The following is a 13786-nucleotide window of genomic DNA, read 5'->3' as shown; positions in this document are numbered from 1 at the left end:
GTCCCCCTCGCGATGACGCCTCTAGATACCAAGCGCCCGCTGCAGCTCAATGATCAGGGCCAGCTGCGCCACTTCCTCTCCCTCGACGGCCTGCGCCGCGAGCTGTTGACGGAAATCCTCGACACCGCCGACTCGTTCCTCGAAGTCGGCGCCCGGGCGGTGAAAAAAGTCCCGTTGCTGCGCGGCAAGACCGTGTGCAACGTGTTCTTCGAGAACTCCACCCGCACCCGCACCACCTTCGAACTGGCCGCCCAGCGGCTGTCGGCGGACGTGATCACCCTGAACGTGTCGACCTCGTCGGCGAGCAAGGGCGAAACCCTGCTCGACACCCTGCGCAACCTGGAAGCCATGGCCGCCGACATGTTCGTCGTGCGGCACGGCGACTCCGGCGCCGCGCACTTCATCGCCGAGCATGTCTGCCCACAAGTGGCGATCATCAACGGTGGTGATGGTCGTCACGCCCACCCGACCCAGGGCATGCTCGACATGCTCACCATCCGTCGGCACAAAGGCAGCTTCGAAAACCTCTCGGTGGCCATCGTCGGCGATATCCTGCACTCGCGGGTTGCCCGTTCGAACATGCTGGCCCTGAAAACCCTCGGTTGCCCGGACATCCGCGTGATCGCGCCAAAAACCCTGCTGCCGATCGGCATCGAGCAATACGGCGTGAAGGTCTACACCGACATGACCGAAGGCCTTAAGGACGTCGACGTGGTGATCATGCTGCGCCTGCAGCGTGAACGCATGACCGGCGGCCTGCTGCCGAGCGAAGGCGAGTTCTACCGCCTGTTCGGCCTGACCACCGCACGCCTGGCCGGCGCCAAGCCGGACTGCATCGTCATGCACCCGGGGCCGATCAACCGTGGGGTGGAGATCGAGTCGGCGGTGGCCGACGGTCCGCACTCGGTGATCCTCAATCAGGTGACCTACGGGATCGCCATTCGTATGGCCGTGTTGTCCATGGCCATGAGCGGGCAGACTGCCCAGCGCCAATTCGAGCAGGAGAACGCCCAGTGAAGCTCAGCATTCTCGGCGCCCGCGTCATCGATCCGAGCAGTGGCCTGGATCAAGTCACCGATATCCACATCGAAGCCTGCAAGATCGTCGCCCTGGGCGCCGCACCCGCCGGCTTCGTCGCCGTGCAAACCATCGAGGCCCAGGGCCTGGTGGTCGCGCCCGGGCTGGTCGACCTCAACGTCGCGCTGCGCGAACCGGGTTACAGCCGCAAAGGCACGATTGCCAGCGAAACCCGCGCCGCCGCGGCCGGTGGCGTCACCAGCCTGTGCTGCCCGCCTCGTACCAAGCCGGTGCTGGACACCTCGGCCGTCGCCGAACTGATCCTCGACCGCGCCCGTGAAGCCGGCAATGCCAAGGTGTTCCCGATCGGCGCCCTGAGCAAGGGCCTGGAAGGCGAGCAACTGGCCGAACTGATTGCCCTGCGCGACACCGGTTGCGTGGCCTTCGGCAACGGCCTGGACAGCTTTCGCAACACCCGCACCCTGTGCCGGGCCCTGGAATACGCGGCGACCTTCGACCTGACGGTGATCTTTCACTCCCAGGACCATGACCTGGCCGAAGGTGGCCTGGCCCACGAAGGCCCGACCGCCAGCTTCCTCGGCCTGCCGGGGATTCCCGAAACCGCGGAAACCGTGGCCCTGGCCCGTGACCTGCTGCTGGTGGAGCAAACCGGGGTGCGTGCGCACTTCAGCCAGCTCACCAGTGCCCGCGGCGTAGCCTTGATCGCCCAGGCCCAGGCCCGGGGCTTGAAGGTCACGGCCGACGTGGCGCTGTATCAGTTGATCCTCACCGATGAGGCGTTGATCGACTTCAACAGCCTGTACCACGTGCAACCGCCGCTGCGCACCCGCGCCGACCGCGATGGCCTGCGCGAGGCAGTGAAGTCCGGGGTGGTGCAAGCCATCTCCAGCCATCACCAGCCCCACGAGCGCGACGCCAAGCTGGCGCCGTTCGGCGCCACCGAACCCGGGATCAGCAGCGTTGAACTGCTGCTGCCGTTGGCCATGACCCTGGTCGAAGACGGCCTGCTCGATCTGCCGACCCTGCTGGCACGCCTCAGCGCCGGTCCGGCCGAGGCCCTGCGCCTGCCGGCGGGCAAGCTGGCGGTGGGCGCTGCGGCTGACCTGGTGGTGTTCGACCCGGCCGCCTCGACCGTCGCCGGCGAGACCTGGCTGTCGAAGGGCGAAAACTGCCCGTTCCTCGGCCACAGCCTACCGGGCGTGGTGCGCTACACCCTGGTGGATGGACGGATCAGCCACCAGGCCTGAACCGTGTCGCTCCAATCGCGGGCAGGCGCAGCGCCGCCCGCGATGCTTTTACTGGAAAGCGCCGCGATTCTGCGCGTTGCGCACCGAAACCTGGTCATTCAGGGTCCAGAAGTCATACAACACCCCCAGAAAGAACAACCCGCCCGTCACCAGGTACAGCAAACCGCTGATCCACTTCCCCTGATACATGCGGTGTACACCGAACACGCCGAGGAACGTCAGCAGAATCCAGGCCACGTTGTATTCGATCGGCCCTGCGGTAAAACGCAGATCCGCCTCACGGTCCATGGCCGGGATCAGGAACAGGTCGATCAACCAGCCGATGCCCAGCAAACCGAAGGTGAAAAACCAGATCGTGCCAGTCACCGGCTTGCCGTAATAAAAGCGGTGCGCCCCGGTAAAGCCGAGAATCCACAACAGATAACCGATCACCTTGCTGTGGGTGTCCTGGGGTGAAACATCCTGACGATAGGTGTTCATGTAGTCCCTCATATGCCGCGATAGAAAAATAATTTTGTGACTTGTGTGACTTTTTTATGTCGTGCCGACAAGTGGTTTGCCAGCCAGGCACTTCGCGCAAAGCCTTGTACCACCTGACTTGTGTCCGACAATCGAGCCAATTTGCCGCGGCTTCGACGGTTTTGAGCCCCGGTTTGAATCGACCAACGGCCCCGAAAAGGACAAAAAAGCTGTTATAAAGTTGCGCGTTCCTTATATAGAGCCTTGCCTAATGCGTCCATTTTTCAAGACATGGCTAACCATTTGCCTATTATTGCCACTGGCCGCCCACGCCACCAATCGTGAGCAACGTCTTCCAAACGTTAATGGTTACACCCCTAAATCCCATGTTTCTGCTGCTACCAGCAAAAACAAACACAGTGTAAAAGCGCCACAACTGAGCAAGGCCAACAGCTCGCTGGTGCCACCAATGGCCACCAAGCAGAGCAGCGATGTCTTGAGTCGCGCAGTCAATGTGCTCGGCACTCCCTATCGTTGGGGTGGCAGCAGCCCAAGTAAAGGTTTTGATTGCAGCGGCCTGGTGAAATACGCCTTCAATGACGTAGCCGCCGTAGACCTGCCGCGCACCTCCAATGCCATGGCCTCCGGCCACGGGCTGAAAGTCGATCGCAAGGACCTGAAACCCGGCGACCTGATTTTCTTCAAGCTCAAGAGCCGCAGGGTCAATCATGTTGCCATCTACCTGGGCAACGACCGCTTCATCCACGCACCACGCCGTGGCAAGTCGGTCTCCATCGACACCCTGAAGAAGCCGTACTGGGATAACCACTACGTGGTTGCCAAGCGGGTCCTGCCGAAAGAGCCGAACACCATGCGGATTGTTCAGCGCTGAGTTGAGCTGAGTCAAAGCAAGATCAACAGATCGCAGCCGGTGGCATTCCCGCCGGCTGCGATTTTTTGTATTTACAGGCCTTCGGCCGAGCGCACCCGCTCTCGCGCATGCTCACGGCTGATCAACCCCCTGCCCAGCAGCGACCTCAGGCTCATGTCCAGGGTCTGCATGCCCAGCGCGCCACCCGTCTGGATCGCCGAATACATCTGCGCCACCTTGTTCTCACGGATCAGGTTACGGATTGCCGGGGTACCCAGCATGATCTCGTGGGCCGCCACCCGACCGCCTCCGACCTTCTTCAACAGCGCCTGGGACACCACCGCCTGCAGGGACTCCGAGAGCATCGAGCGGACCATGGCTTTCTCTTCACCGGGAAACACGTCCACCACCCGGTCGACGGTTTTCGCCGCCGAACTGGTGTGCAACGTGCCGAACACCAAGTGCCCGGTCTCGGCGGCGGTGAGGGCCAGGCGAATGGTTTCCAGGTCCCGCATCTCCCCTACCAGGATCACGTCCGGGTCCTCGCGCAGGGCCGAACGCAGCGCAGCCGCAAAGCTGTGGCTATCGCGGTGCACTTCACGCTGGTTGATCAGGCATTTGCGCGGCTCATGGACAAACTCGATCGGGTCTTCAATGGTCAGGATGTGCTGATGCCGGTGGCTGTTGAGATGATCGATCATTGCCGCCAGGGTGGTCGACTTGCCGGAGCCCGTGGGCCCGGTGACCAGCACCAGGCCCCGGGGAAGCTCGGCAATACGACGAAACACATCCCCCAGTCCCAGCTCGTCCAGGCTCGGCACCTTCGACGGGATGATCCGTAATACCGCGCCCGGTCCCCGGTGCTGATGGAAGACATTGACCCGAAAGCGCGCCACACCTGGCGCCGAGTAGCAGAAGTCGAGCTCCAGTGCCTGCGCGAACTCGACCTGCTGTGGTTCGCTCATGAGCCCATGGATCAGCGCCGTCACCTGGCGGGCATCCTGTGGCGGCAGGTTGATCCGCCGCACATCGCCATCCACCCGGATCATCGGTGGCAGGCCGGTGGACAAGTGCAAGTCGCAGGCGCCCTGTTTGACGCTGAAGGCCAGCAGCTCAGTGATATCCATAGCACTCCTCAATTCCAGTAGAATGCCGCGAACCTCAGACTGCCGGCGTCCCTTGAATGTCCACGATAGCAGACAACATCTCCCAGGTAGCGGCACGCATCCGCAGTGCTGAACAGGCCGCGCAACGTGCCGCCAACAGCGTCCAGCTGCTAGCCGTGAGCAAAACCAAACCCGCCGCCGCAGTCCGCGAAGCGTACGCTGCCGGGGTCCGTGACTTTGGTGAAAACTACCTGCAGGAAGCGTTAGGCAAACAACGGGAATTGACCGACCTGCCCTTGTGTTGGCACTTCATCGGCCCCATTCAATCGAACAAGACGCGAGATATCGCGCAAAACTTCGCTTGGGTGCACTCCGTGGATCGCTTGAAAATCGCACAACGCCTGTCCGAACAGCGCCCCGCTGAATTGCCAGCCCTGAACATCTGCATCCAGGTCAACGTCAGCGGTGAAGCCAGCAAGTCCGGCTGCACTCCAGCCGACCTGCCGGCCTTGGCGGCGGCGATCAAGGCCCTGCCGCGCCTGACCTTGCGCGGATTGATGGCGATTCCCGAGCCCACCGACAATCGCGCCGAGCAGGACGCTGCCTTTGCCGCCGTACGCGAGCTGAACACCAGCCTGCAAGACAGCCTCAACCTGCCGCTCGACACACTGTCCATGGGCATGAGCCACGACCTCGAGTCGGCCATTGCCCAAGGCGCCACCTGGGTCCGCATCGGTACAGCCCTGTTTGGTGCGCGCGACTATCAGTAAAAACATCACCAGCCATGAACCCTGGCTGGCACCCCACTTTAAAAGGACCTGACATGAGCAAGACGCGTATTGCCTTTATCGGTGCCGGAAACATGGCCGCCAGCCTGATCGGCGGCCTGCGTGCCAAGGGCCTGGACGCCGCGCAGATCCGCGCCAGCGATCCGGGCGCCGAGACCCGTGCGCGGGTGGCCGCAGAGCACGGCATCGAAGTATTCGCCGACAACGCAGACGCCATCGCCGGCGCCGATGTGGTGGTTCTGGCAGTCAAGCCGCAGGCAATGAAAGTAGTCTGCGAAGCACTGCGCCCGAGCCTGCAACCGCAGCAACTGGTGGTCTCGATTGCCGCTGGCATCACCTGCGCCAGCATGAACAACTGGCTAGGTGCCCAGCCGATCGTGCGCTGCATGCCCAACACCCCAGCCCTGCTGCGCCAGGGCGTGAGCGGCCTGTTCGCGACCACCCAGGTCACAGCCGAGCAACGCCAGCAAGCGCAAGACCTGTTGTCGGCCGTGGGCATCGCCCTGTGGCTGGACGAAGAGCAGCAACTGGATGCGGTCACCGCCGTGTCTGGCAGTGGCCCGGCATATTTCTTCCTGCTGATCGAAGCCATGACCGCCGCCGGCGAGAAGCTCGGCCTGCCACGGGAAACCGCCGCCCAACTGACCCTGCAAACCGCCCTTGGCGCCGCGCACATGGCAGTTGCCAGTGACGTCGACGCCGCCGAACTGCGCCGCCGCGTCACTTCACCTGCCGGCACCACCGAAGCTGCGATCAAGGCCTTCCAGGCCGGCGGATTCGAAGCCCTGGTGGAACACGCACTGGGTGCCGCAGCACACCGTTCAGCCGAGATGGCTGAGCAACTGGGTCAATAAGGAGCCATACATGATTGGATTGAACACTGCAGCGGTGTACGTGCTGCAAACCCTCGGCAGCCTGTACCTGCTGATCGTACTCCTGCGTTTTGTGCTGCAACTGGTGCGCGCCAACTTCTACAATCCACTGTGCCAGTTCGCCGTGAAGGCCACTCAACCCCTGCTCAAGCCACTGCGCCGGATCATACCGAGCGTGTTCGGCCTCGACATGTCGTCGCTGGTCCTGGCGATCCTGGTGCAACTGGCGTTGATGGCCCTGACCCTGCTGCTGACTTACGGCACCACCGGCAACCCGCTGCAACTGCTGATCTGGTCGCTCATCGGGGTCACCGCGCTGTTCCTCAACATCTTCTTCTATGCACTGATCATCAGCGTGATCCTCTCGTGGGTCGCGCCTGGCAGCCATAACCCGGGTGCCGAGCTGGTCAATCAGATCTGCGAGCCGGCCCTGGCGCCATTCCGCAAGATCCTGCCGAACCTGGGCGGCCTGGATATTTCGCCGATCCTGGCGTTCATGGCGCTCAAGCTGATCGACATGCTGGTGATCAACAACCTCGCCGCCATGACGCAGATGCCGGAAATCCTGCGCCTGCTGATCTGATGAGCTATTACCGCTGGGACGGCGCGGACCTGATCCTCGAATGTCACCTGCAACCGGCGGCCCGCAGCGATGATTTCGCGGGCCTGCACGGTGATCGCCTGAAGATCCGCCTGACCGCCCCGCCCGTCGAAGGCAAGGCCAACGCCTACCTGATGGCCTTCCTGGCCAAGGCCTTTGGCGTCTCCAAGAGCCAGGTGAGCCTGCTCAGCGGCGAGCTGAGCCGGCAGAAGCGGGTACGGATCTGCTCACCACAGAAGCTCCCGGACTTGCCGGATCTGGTGCGACAGCCGGGGTGACCGCGTCATCGTTCATCGCGGGCAAGCCACGCTCCCACATGGGAATGCGCCCCCTTGTGGGAGCGTGGCTTGCCCGCGATGGCCGCGCCTCAGTCTGACAGGAAAAATCATCCCCGCCCTTTGCTTGCCGCTGACCACAGCGGTCTTTAGACTTACGCCTCATTTCAACGAGAGCAGGGTCGATGCCAACTGCCTTTCCCGCCGATTCTGTTGGTCTGGTGACGCCCCAAGTGGCGCACTTCAACGAGCCCCTGGCCCTTGCCTGCGGCCGCTCCTTGTCAGCCTATGACCTGATCTACGAAACCTACGGCACGCTGAACGCCACGGCGAGCAACGCCGTGCTGATCTGCCATGCCTTGTCCGGGCACCATCACGCGGCCGGCTTCCACAGCCCCGACGACCGCAAGCCCGGTTGGTGGGACAGCTGCATCGGCCCCGGCAAGCCGATCGACACCGACAAGTTTTTCGTCGTCAGCCTGAACAACCTCGGCGGTTGCAACGGCTCCACCGGCCCCAGCAGCACCAACCCTGAGACAGGCAAGCCATTCGGCGCCGAGTTCCCGGTGCTGACCGTCGAAGACTGGGTCCATAGCCAAGCGCGCCTGGCCGACCGCATCGGCATCACGCAGTGGGCTGCCGTGATCGGTGGCAGCCTGGGTGGCATGCAGGCGATGCAATGGAGCATCACCTACCCCGACCGCATCCGCCACTGCCTGGCCATTGCCTCGGCACCCAAACTCTCGGCACAGAACATTGCCTTCAACGAAGTCGCGCGCCAGGCGATCCTCACCGATCCGGAGTTCCATGGCGGTTCGTTCCAGGAAGCCGGGGTGATCCCCAAGCGTGGCCTGATGCTGGCGCGCATGGTCGGGCACATCACTTACCTGTCGGACGACTCGATGGGTGAGAAATTCGGCCGCGGCCTCAAGAGCGAAAAGCTCAACTACGACTTCCACAGCGTCGAGTTCCAGGTCGAGAGCTACCTGCGTTATCAGGGTGAAGAGTTCTCCGGACGGTTCGACGCCAACACCTACCTACTGATGACCAAGGCGCTGGACTACTTCGATCCGGCGGCGAACTTCGACGATAACCTGGCGAAAACCTTCGCCGGTGCCAAGGCCAAGTTCTGCGTGATGTCGTTCACCACCGACTGGCGCTTCTCCCCGGCCCGCTCCCGCGAGCTGGTAGATGCCCTGATGGCCGCCAAGAAAGACGTTTGCTACCTGGAGATCGACGCTCCGCAAGGCCACGACGCCTTCCTGATTCCGATCCCGCGCTACCTGCAGGCGTTCAGCAATTACATGAAGCGAATTACGGTGTGAACAAGCCATGAGAGCTGATCTTGAAATCATCCAGGAATGGATCCCCGCCGGCAGCCGCGTGCTCGACCTGGGCTGCGGTGATGGCGAGCTGCTGACCTGGCTGCGCGACAACAAGCAAGTCACCGGCTATGGCCTGGAAAACGACCCGGACAACATTGCCGAGTGCGTGGCCAAGGGCATCAACGTCATCGAGCAGGACCTGGACAAGGGCCTGGGCAACTTTGCCAGCAACAGCTTCGACATCGTGGTCATGACCCAGGCCCTGCAGGCCGTGCATTACCCCGACAAGATCCTCGACGAAATGCTGCGGGTCGGTCGCCAGTGCATCATCACCTTCCCCAACTTCGGGCACTGGCGCTGCCGCTGGTACTTGGCGAGCAAGGGTCGGATGCCGGTTTCGGAGTTCTTGCCGTACACCTGGTACAACACGCCGAACATTCACTTCTGCACCTTCGAAGACTTCGAAGCCTTGTGCAGTGCACGTGAAGCCAAGGTCATTGATCGGCTTGCCGTGGATCAACAGCATCGGCATGGGTGGGCCAGTAAGCTATGGCCTAATCTATTAGGTGAGATTGGCATCTACCGTGTCAGCAGTCCTGGCCTGCAGGATCACCAGGTAGCGGTCTAACCCGTTTTTCAAAGGAGTACGATCATGAGTCGTCTAGCTCTGTTTGCCTTAACCGCCTGCCTGAGCGTCAGCGCCATGGCGGCCGACGTCATCAAGGGCGAGCGCCAGGAAACTTTCGGCGATGTGACGGTGCACTACAACACCTTCAACTCGACCTTCATTCAGCCGGACATCGCCAAGGCCGCCGAACTGATCCGCAGCAAGAACCAGGGCGTGATCAACGTCTCGGTGATCAAGGCCGGCCAGCCCATGGTTGCCAGCGTCACCGGCAGCGTGAAAGACCTGACCAGCAAGACCGTGCCGCTGAACTTCAAGCAAATCACCGAACAAGGGGCGATCTACTACCTCGCCCAATACCCGGTGGACCAGCAAGAAGTCCGCACTTTTGAGATCAAGGTCCAGGCCGGCGACAAGATCAACACCATCAACTTCAACCAAGAGCTCTTCCCCGGCGAATGATCACTTTCACCCAACTCGTACTGGCCAGCCATAACGCCGGCAAACTCAAGGAACTGCAGGCCATGCTCGGCGAATCGGTGCAACTGCGCTCGATTGGCGAGTTCAGCAGCGTGGAGCCTGAAGAAACCGGTCTGTCGTTCGTCGAAAACGCCATTCTGAAGGCCCGTAATGCCGCCCGCATCTCCGGCTTGCCGGCGCTGGCCGACGACTCGGGGCTGGCGGTGGACTTTCTCGGCGGTGCGCCGGGCATCTACTCGGCGCGCTACGCCAACGGCCAGGGTGATGCGGCGAACAACGCCAAGCTGCTCGACGTGCTCAAGGACGTCCCGGCCGCCGAGCGTGGCGCCCAGTTCGTCTGCGTCCTGGCCCTGGTGCGCCACGCCGATGACCCGCTGCCGATTCTCTGCGAAGGGCTTTGGCACGGGCGCATCCTGACCCAGGCCAGCGGCGAACACGGCTTTGGCTACGACCCGCTGTTCTGGGTGCCGGAGCGTGACTGCTCGAGCGCCGAACTGAGCCCGGCCGACAAGAACCTCATCAGCCACCGCGCCCGCGCAATGGATCTGCTGCGCCAGCGTCTGGGCCTGAAATGACCCACGAACCCTCTGCGTCGCCGCTGATTTTCGGCGGCGCCGCACCATCGCCACGGGCCGCCCTGCCTACGCTGCCGCCCCTGGCGCTGTACATCCACATCCCGTGGTGTGTACGCAAATGCCCCTATTGCGATTTCAACTCGCACACCGCCAGCCCGGTGTTGCCGGAAGAAGAGTACGTCGATGCCCTGCTGGCGGACCTCGATCAGGACCTGCACGCAGTCTACGGCCGAGAACTGAGTTCGATCTTCTTTGGCGGCGGCACCCCGAGCCTGTTCAGTGCCGTGGCCTTGGGTCGTTTGCTCAAGGGTGTGGAGCAACGCATCCCGTTCGCCAGTGACATCGAAATCACCCTGGAGGCCAACCCGGGCACCTTCGAGCAGGAGAAGTTCGTCGCCTACCGGGCGTTGGGCATCAATCGCCTGTCGATCGGTATCCAGAGCTTCCAGCAGGAAAAACTCCAGGCCCTGGGCCGCATCCACAACGGTGACGAAGCGATTCGCGCCGCTGGCATGGCGCGCCAGGCCGGGTTCGACAACTTCAACCTGGACCTGATGCACGGCTTGCCCGATCAATCCCTCGACGACGCCCTGGACGACCTACGCCAGGCCATCGCCCTCAAGCCCACCCACCTGTCCTGGTATCAGCTGACGCTGGAACCCAATACGGTGTTCTGGAACCAGCCGCCAACACTGCCGGAAGACGACACCCTGTGGGACATCCAGGAGGCCGGCCAGGCATTGTTGGCCGAGCACGGCTACGCCCAGTACGAAGTCTCGGCTTACGCCCAGGACGGCCGTGCGGCGCGGCATAACCTCAACTACTGGAGCTTTGGCGACTTCATCGGCATTGGCGCCGGGGCCCACGGCAAGCTAAGCCATCCGGACGGGCGCATCGTGCGCACCTGGAAGACCCGCCTGCCCAAGGACTACCTCAACCCGGCCAAAAGCTTCAAGGCGGGCGAGAAAGCCCTGAGCAATGACGAGCTGCCGTTCGAGTTCCTGATGAATGCCTTGCGCCTGACCGAGGGTGTCGAGGCGCGGTTGTACCCGCAACGTACCGGGCTGCCCATGGAAAGTCTTGCCGAAGGCCGACGCGAGGCCGAACAAAGTGGTTTGTTGCAGGTCGAACCGTCACGCCTTGCGGCGACGCTGCGTGGACAGCTGTTTCTCAATGACTTGCTGCAGAATTTTCTGAGCTGATTTTCAGAACTAAGGGAAAACGAATGGATTTGGTACTCGACCTGCTCGCCACCGTCTCTCGCTGGAGCCGCAGTAACCTCTCGGAAATCGCCCTGGCATTAGTGGGCTGCTTGCTGGTGTTGTTTGGCGCGGACTTCAAAGGCTGGGTCGAGCAACGCCTGGGCAACATCGCCGGTGCCTTGCGCGTGCCGATGATGGCCCTGCTGTGCGTGATCGGCAGCGGTGCGTCGCTGATCTACGCCACACCCTGGATCGTCAAGGGCCTGAGCCAGTTCAACAACTACAGCCTGGCGCCGGTGTTGCTGGTGGTGCTGGTGTTGATTGGGGTCGTGGCTGATCGCCGCTAGCCCCCTTAGACCAATACAAAACAACTGTGGGGGCGGCGGTGCGGCGATCCGACTTGCCCGCGAAGACGGTGTAACAGCCAACAGAGATGTTGAATGTTATGACCTCTTCGCGGGCAAGTCGGATCGCCGCACCGCCGCCCCCACAGTTGATTGTATTTCAGGCTGGCAGCCGCTTAAGCCTGTTTCTCGAACTTCAAATCCCACACACCATGCCCAAGACGTTCGCCGCGGCGCTCGAACTTGGTGATCGGGCGCTCGGCCGGGCGCGGTACGCACTTGCCGTCCTCGGCCAGGTTGCGGTAACCCGGCGCGACGTTCATCACTTCCAGCATGTATTCAGCGTACGGTTCCCAGTCGGTGGCCATGTGCAGCACACCGCCGACCTTCAACTTGCTGCGTACCAGCTCAGCGAAGGACGCCTGGACGATCCGGCGCTTGTGGTGACGGCTCTTGTGCCACGGGTCCGGGAAAAACAGCATCAGGCGATCCAGGCTGTTGTCCGCCACGCAGCGGTTGAGCACTTCGATCGCGTCACAGTCGTAGACCCGCAGGTTAGTCAGGCCCTGGGTCAGCACGCCATTGAGCAGCGCGCCCACACCCGGACGGTGCACTTCAACCCCGATGAAATCCTGGTCCGGCGCCGCCGCGGCCATTTCCAGCAGCGAGTGGCCCATGCCGAAGCCGATTTCCAGCGAGCGCGGGGCCGAGCGACCGAACACCTGGTCGAAGTCCACCGGCGCGTCGGCCAATGGCAGGACGAACAGCGGCGTGCCCTGCTCCAGGCCCTTTTGCTGGCCTTCGGTCATGCGCCCGGCGCGCATCACAAAGCTCTTGATGCGGCGGTGTTGGCGCTCTTCGCCTTCTTCCGTCTGGATAGGCGTGTCGTTCGATTCAGTCATCAATGGCTCTTACTTGATCAGACCATCCAGCGGCGAGGAGGCGCTGGCATAGAGTTTTTTCGGCATGCGGCCAGCGAGGTACGCCAGGCGACCTGCGACAATCGCGTGTTTCATGGCTTCGGCCATCAGGATCGGTTGCTGGGCATGGGCAATGGCCGAGTTCATCAGCACCGCCTCGCAGCCCAGCTCCATGGCGATGGTGGCGTCGGACGCGGTACCGACACCGGCATCCACCAGCACGGGCACTTTGGTTTCTTCGAGGATGATCTGCAGGTTGTACGGGTTGCAGATCCCCAGGCCCGAACCGATCAGGCCAGCCAGCGGCATGATCGCGATGCAGCCGATCTCCGCCAGTTGCCGGGCGATGATCGGGTCATCACTGGTGTAGACCATCACGTCGAAACCTTCCTTGACCAGCGTTTCGGCGGCCTTGAGGGTTTCGATCACGTTGGGGAACAGGGTTTTCTGGTCGGCCAGTACTTCCAGCTTCACCAGGTTGTGCCCACCGAGCAGCTCACGGGCCAGGCGACAGGTGCGCACGGCCTCGATGGCGTCGTAGCAACCGGCGGTATTCGGCAGGAACGTGTAACGCTCTGGCGACAGCACATCGAGCAGGTTCGGCTCGCCCTCGTTCTGGCCCAGGTTGGTGCGGCGCACGGCGAAGGTGACGATCTCAGCGCCCGAGGCCTCGATGGCCAGGCGGGTCTCTTCCATGTCACGGTACTTGCCGGTACCTACCAGCAAACGCGACTGGTAAGTACGACCGGCCAGGACGAAAGGCTTATCGCTGCGAACGTTGCTCATCGGAAATCCTCTGGTGGGGTGAGGGTCTTGCACAATGCGGGTGGGCGCGGTTGTCGCTGCGGGCGACTAGCCGCCACCGATGGCGTGCACCACTTCCACCGAGTCGCCCTCGGTGAGGGTGGTGTCAGCGTGCTGGCTGCGCGGGACGATATCCAAGTTGAGCTCGACCGCCACCCGGCGACCGGTCAGGTCCAGACGGGTCAGCAGGGCCGCAACGGTTTCACCGTCGGGCAGTTCAAGGGATTCGCCGTTCAACTGAATGCGCATGCCGG

At 62.5% G+C, this 13786-nt stretch carries 18 protein-coding genes; 13 read left to right on the top strand and 5 right to left on the bottom strand.

Going from position 1 to position 13786, the window contains the following annotated elements; genetic code table 11:
• The first annotated feature begins 12 nt into the window (after nt 1-12).
• Both ACM6IP_RS08235 and ACM6IP_RS08230 read left to right on the top strand, forming a co-directional pair.
• Nucleotides 13-1017 (top strand): aspartate carbamoyltransferase catalytic subunit, encoded by a 1005-nt coding sequence (locus ACM6IP_RS08235; RefSeq protein ID WP_095164512.1) that lies wholly within the window; start codon nt 13-15, stop codon nt 1015-1017.
• Nucleotides 1014-2285 (top strand): dihydroorotase, encoded by a 1272-nt coding sequence (locus tag ACM6IP_RS08230; protein ID WP_095164514.1) that lies wholly within the window; start codon nt 1014-1016, stop codon nt 2283-2285. Before ACM6IP_RS08235 ends, ACM6IP_RS08230 begins: the two co-directional genes overlap by 4 nt.
• A 48-nt stretch (nt 2286-2333) precedes the next feature.
• On the opposite strand, the gene ACM6IP_RS08225 is transcribed toward ACM6IP_RS08230, so the two are convergent.
• On the bottom strand, nt 2334-2765 hold the full coding sequence (locus ACM6IP_RS08225) for an NINE protein (protein WP_095164516.1): 432 nt from the start codon (nt 2763-2765) through the stop codon (nt 2334-2336).
• A 250-nt stretch (nt 2766-3015) separates the two neighbouring features.
• Between ACM6IP_RS08225 and ACM6IP_RS08220 the strand changes: the two genes are divergently transcribed.
• Nucleotides 3016-3636, top strand: coding sequence for a C40 family peptidase (locus tag ACM6IP_RS08220; RefSeq protein ID WP_095164518.1), 621 nt, complete (start codon nt 3016-3018; stop codon nt 3634-3636).
• A 71-nt stretch (nt 3637-3707) separates the two neighbouring features.
• Here ACM6IP_RS08220 and ACM6IP_RS08215 read toward each other — a convergent pair whose 3' ends face one another.
• On the bottom strand, nt 3708-4742 hold the full coding sequence (locus ACM6IP_RS08215; protein ID WP_414861251.1) for a type IV pilus twitching motility protein PilT: 1035 nt from the start codon (nt 4740-4742) through the stop codon (nt 3708-3710).
• Between the two features lie 56 nt (nt 4743-4798).
• Here ACM6IP_RS08215 and ACM6IP_RS08210 point away from each other — a divergent pair, with 56 nt between their 5' ends.
• From ACM6IP_RS08210 to ACM6IP_RS08165, 10 genes are all read left to right on the top strand, one after another.
• On the top strand, nt 4799-5491 hold the full coding sequence (locus tag ACM6IP_RS08210; protein ID WP_095164522.1) for a YggS family pyridoxal phosphate-dependent enzyme: 693 nt from the start codon (nt 4799-4801) through the stop codon (nt 5489-5491).
• A gap of 53 nt (nt 5492-5544) precedes the next feature.
• Nucleotides 5545-6363: a pyrroline-5-carboxylate reductase gene (proC, locus tag ACM6IP_RS08205; RefSeq protein ID WP_095164524.1), complete on the top strand. Its 819-nt coding sequence runs from the start codon at nt 5545-5547 to the stop codon at nt 6361-6363.
• Nucleotides 6364-6373: 10 nt separating this feature from the next.
• Nucleotides 6374-6964 (top strand): YggT family protein, encoded by a 591-nt coding sequence (locus ACM6IP_RS08200; protein ID WP_095164526.1) that lies wholly within the window; start codon nt 6374-6376, stop codon nt 6962-6964.
• Nucleotides 6964-7260: a DUF167 domain-containing protein gene (locus ACM6IP_RS08195; RefSeq protein WP_095164528.1), complete on the top strand. Its 297-nt coding sequence runs from the start codon at nt 6964-6966 to the stop codon at nt 7258-7260. Before ACM6IP_RS08200 ends, ACM6IP_RS08195 begins: the two co-directional genes overlap by 1 nt.
• 182 nt (nt 7261-7442) lie before the next feature.
• Nucleotides 7443-8582 carry a homoserine O-succinyltransferase MetX gene (metX, locus tag ACM6IP_RS08190; protein ID WP_095164530.1) on the top strand — a complete coding sequence of 380 codons (1140 nt, stop codon included), beginning with the start codon at nt 7443-7445 and terminating at the stop codon, nt 8580-8582.
• Between the two features lie 7 nt (nt 8583-8589).
• Nucleotides 8590-9210 (top strand): methionine biosynthesis protein MetW, encoded by a 621-nt coding sequence (gene metW, locus ACM6IP_RS08185; RefSeq protein ID WP_095164532.1) that lies wholly within the window; start codon nt 8590-8592, stop codon nt 9208-9210.
• 24 nt (nt 9211-9234) lie between these two features.
• A complete protein-coding gene (locus tag ACM6IP_RS08180) occupies nt 9235-9669 on the top strand; it encodes a DUF4426 domain-containing protein (RefSeq protein ID WP_159998394.1) in 435 nt (144 codons plus the stop codon).
• Nucleotides 9666-10262 (top strand): RdgB/HAM1 family non-canonical purine NTP pyrophosphatase, encoded by a 597-nt coding sequence (gene rdgB / locus ACM6IP_RS08175; protein WP_095164536.1) that lies wholly within the window; start codon nt 9666-9668, stop codon nt 10260-10262. The genes ACM6IP_RS08180 and rdgB overlap by 4 nt, the downstream gene beginning before the upstream one ends.
• A complete protein-coding gene (gene hemW, locus ACM6IP_RS08170; protein WP_414861250.1) occupies nt 10259-11464 on the top strand; it encodes a radical SAM family heme chaperone HemW in 1206 nt (401 codons plus the stop codon). Before rdgB ends, hemW begins: the two co-directional genes overlap by 4 nt.
• Before the next feature lie 23 nt (nt 11465-11487).
• On the top strand, nt 11488-11811 hold the full coding sequence (locus ACM6IP_RS08165; protein ID WP_095164539.1) for a DUF3392 domain-containing protein: 324 nt from the start codon (nt 11488-11490) through the stop codon (nt 11809-11811).
• Between the two features lie 173 nt (nt 11812-11984).
• Here ACM6IP_RS08165 and trmB read toward each other — a convergent pair whose 3' ends face one another.
• The 3 genes from trmB to thiS form a co-directional block, all read right to left on the bottom strand.
• Complete coding sequence (gene trmB / locus ACM6IP_RS08160; protein WP_095164541.1) at nt 11985-12710, bottom strand: tRNA (guanosine(46)-N7)-methyltransferase TrmB; 726 nt, start codon at nt 12708-12710, stop codon at nt 11985-11987.
• A 9-nt stretch (nt 12711-12719) separates the two neighbouring features.
• Entirely contained in the window at nt 12720-13514 is a 795-nt protein-coding gene (locus tag ACM6IP_RS08155) for a thiazole synthase (protein WP_095164543.1), read from the bottom strand.
• A 66-nt stretch (nt 13515-13580) separates the two neighbouring features.
• A complete protein-coding gene (gene thiS / locus ACM6IP_RS08150; RefSeq protein WP_162530216.1) occupies nt 13581-13781 on the bottom strand; it encodes a sulfur carrier protein ThiS in 201 nt (66 codons plus the stop codon).
• Nucleotides 13782-13786 lie beyond the last annotated feature (5 nt).

The organism is Pseudomonas sp. IT-P176, from assembly GCF_949767245.1.
In the GTDB taxonomy this organism is placed as follows: domain Bacteria; phylum Pseudomonadota; class Gammaproteobacteria; order Pseudomonadales; family Pseudomonadaceae; genus Aquipseudomonas.
Note: the sequence above shows the minus strand (reverse complement) of the source record. Positions and strands in the feature narration are given on the sequence as shown.

Coding starts and splice junctions, on each gene's coding strand:
- ACM6IP_RS08235 (WP_095164512.1), top strand. CDS start 13: ATGACGCCTCTAGATACCAAGCGCCCGCTGCAGCTCAATGATCAGGGC.
- ACM6IP_RS08225 (WP_095164516.1), bottom strand. CDS start 2,765: ATGAACACCTATCGTCAGGATGTTTCACCCCAGGACACCCACAGCAAG.
- ACM6IP_RS08220 (WP_095164518.1), top strand. CDS start 3,016: ATGCGTCCATTTTTCAAGACATGGCTAACCATTTGCCTATTATTGCCA.
- ACM6IP_RS08215 (WP_414861251.1), bottom strand. CDS start 4,742: ATGGATATCACTGAGCTGCTGGCCTTCAGCGTCAAACAGGGCGCCTGC.
- ACM6IP_RS08210 (WP_095164522.1), top strand. CDS start 4,799: ATGTCCACGATAGCAGACAACATCTCCCAGGTAGCGGCACGCATCCGC.
- proC (WP_095164524.1), top strand. CDS start 5,545: ATGAGCAAGACGCGTATTGCCTTTATCGGTGCCGGAAACATGGCCGCC.
- ACM6IP_RS08200 (WP_095164526.1), top strand. CDS start 6,374: ATGATTGGATTGAACACTGCAGCGGTGTACGTGCTGCAAACCCTCGGC.
- ACM6IP_RS08195 (WP_095164528.1), top strand. CDS start 6,964: ATGAGCTATTACCGCTGGGACGGCGCGGACCTGATCCTCGAATGTCAC.
- metX (WP_095164530.1), top strand. CDS start 7,443: ATGCCAACTGCCTTTCCCGCCGATTCTGTTGGTCTGGTGACGCCCCAA.
- metW (WP_095164532.1), top strand. CDS start 8,590: ATGAGAGCTGATCTTGAAATCATCCAGGAATGGATCCCCGCCGGCAGC.
- ACM6IP_RS08180 (WP_159998394.1), top strand. CDS start 9,235: ATGAGTCGTCTAGCTCTGTTTGCCTTAACCGCCTGCCTGAGCGTCAGC.
- rdgB (WP_095164536.1), top strand. CDS start 9,666: ATGATCACTTTCACCCAACTCGTACTGGCCAGCCATAACGCCGGCAAA.
- hemW (WP_414861250.1), top strand. CDS start 10,259: ATGACCCACGAACCCTCTGCGTCGCCGCTGATTTTCGGCGGCGCCGCA.
- ACM6IP_RS08165 (WP_095164539.1), top strand. CDS start 11,488: ATGGATTTGGTACTCGACCTGCTCGCCACCGTCTCTCGCTGGAGCCGC.
- trmB (WP_095164541.1), bottom strand. CDS start 12,710: ATGACTGAATCGAACGACACGCCTATCCAGACGGAAGAAGGCGAAGAG.
- ACM6IP_RS08155 (WP_095164543.1), bottom strand. CDS start 13,514: ATGAGCAACGTTCGCAGCGATAAGCCTTTCGTCCTGGCCGGTCGTACT.
- thiS (WP_162530216.1), bottom strand. CDS start 13,781: ATGCGCATTCAGTTGAACGGCGAATCCCTTGAACTGCCCGACGGTGAA.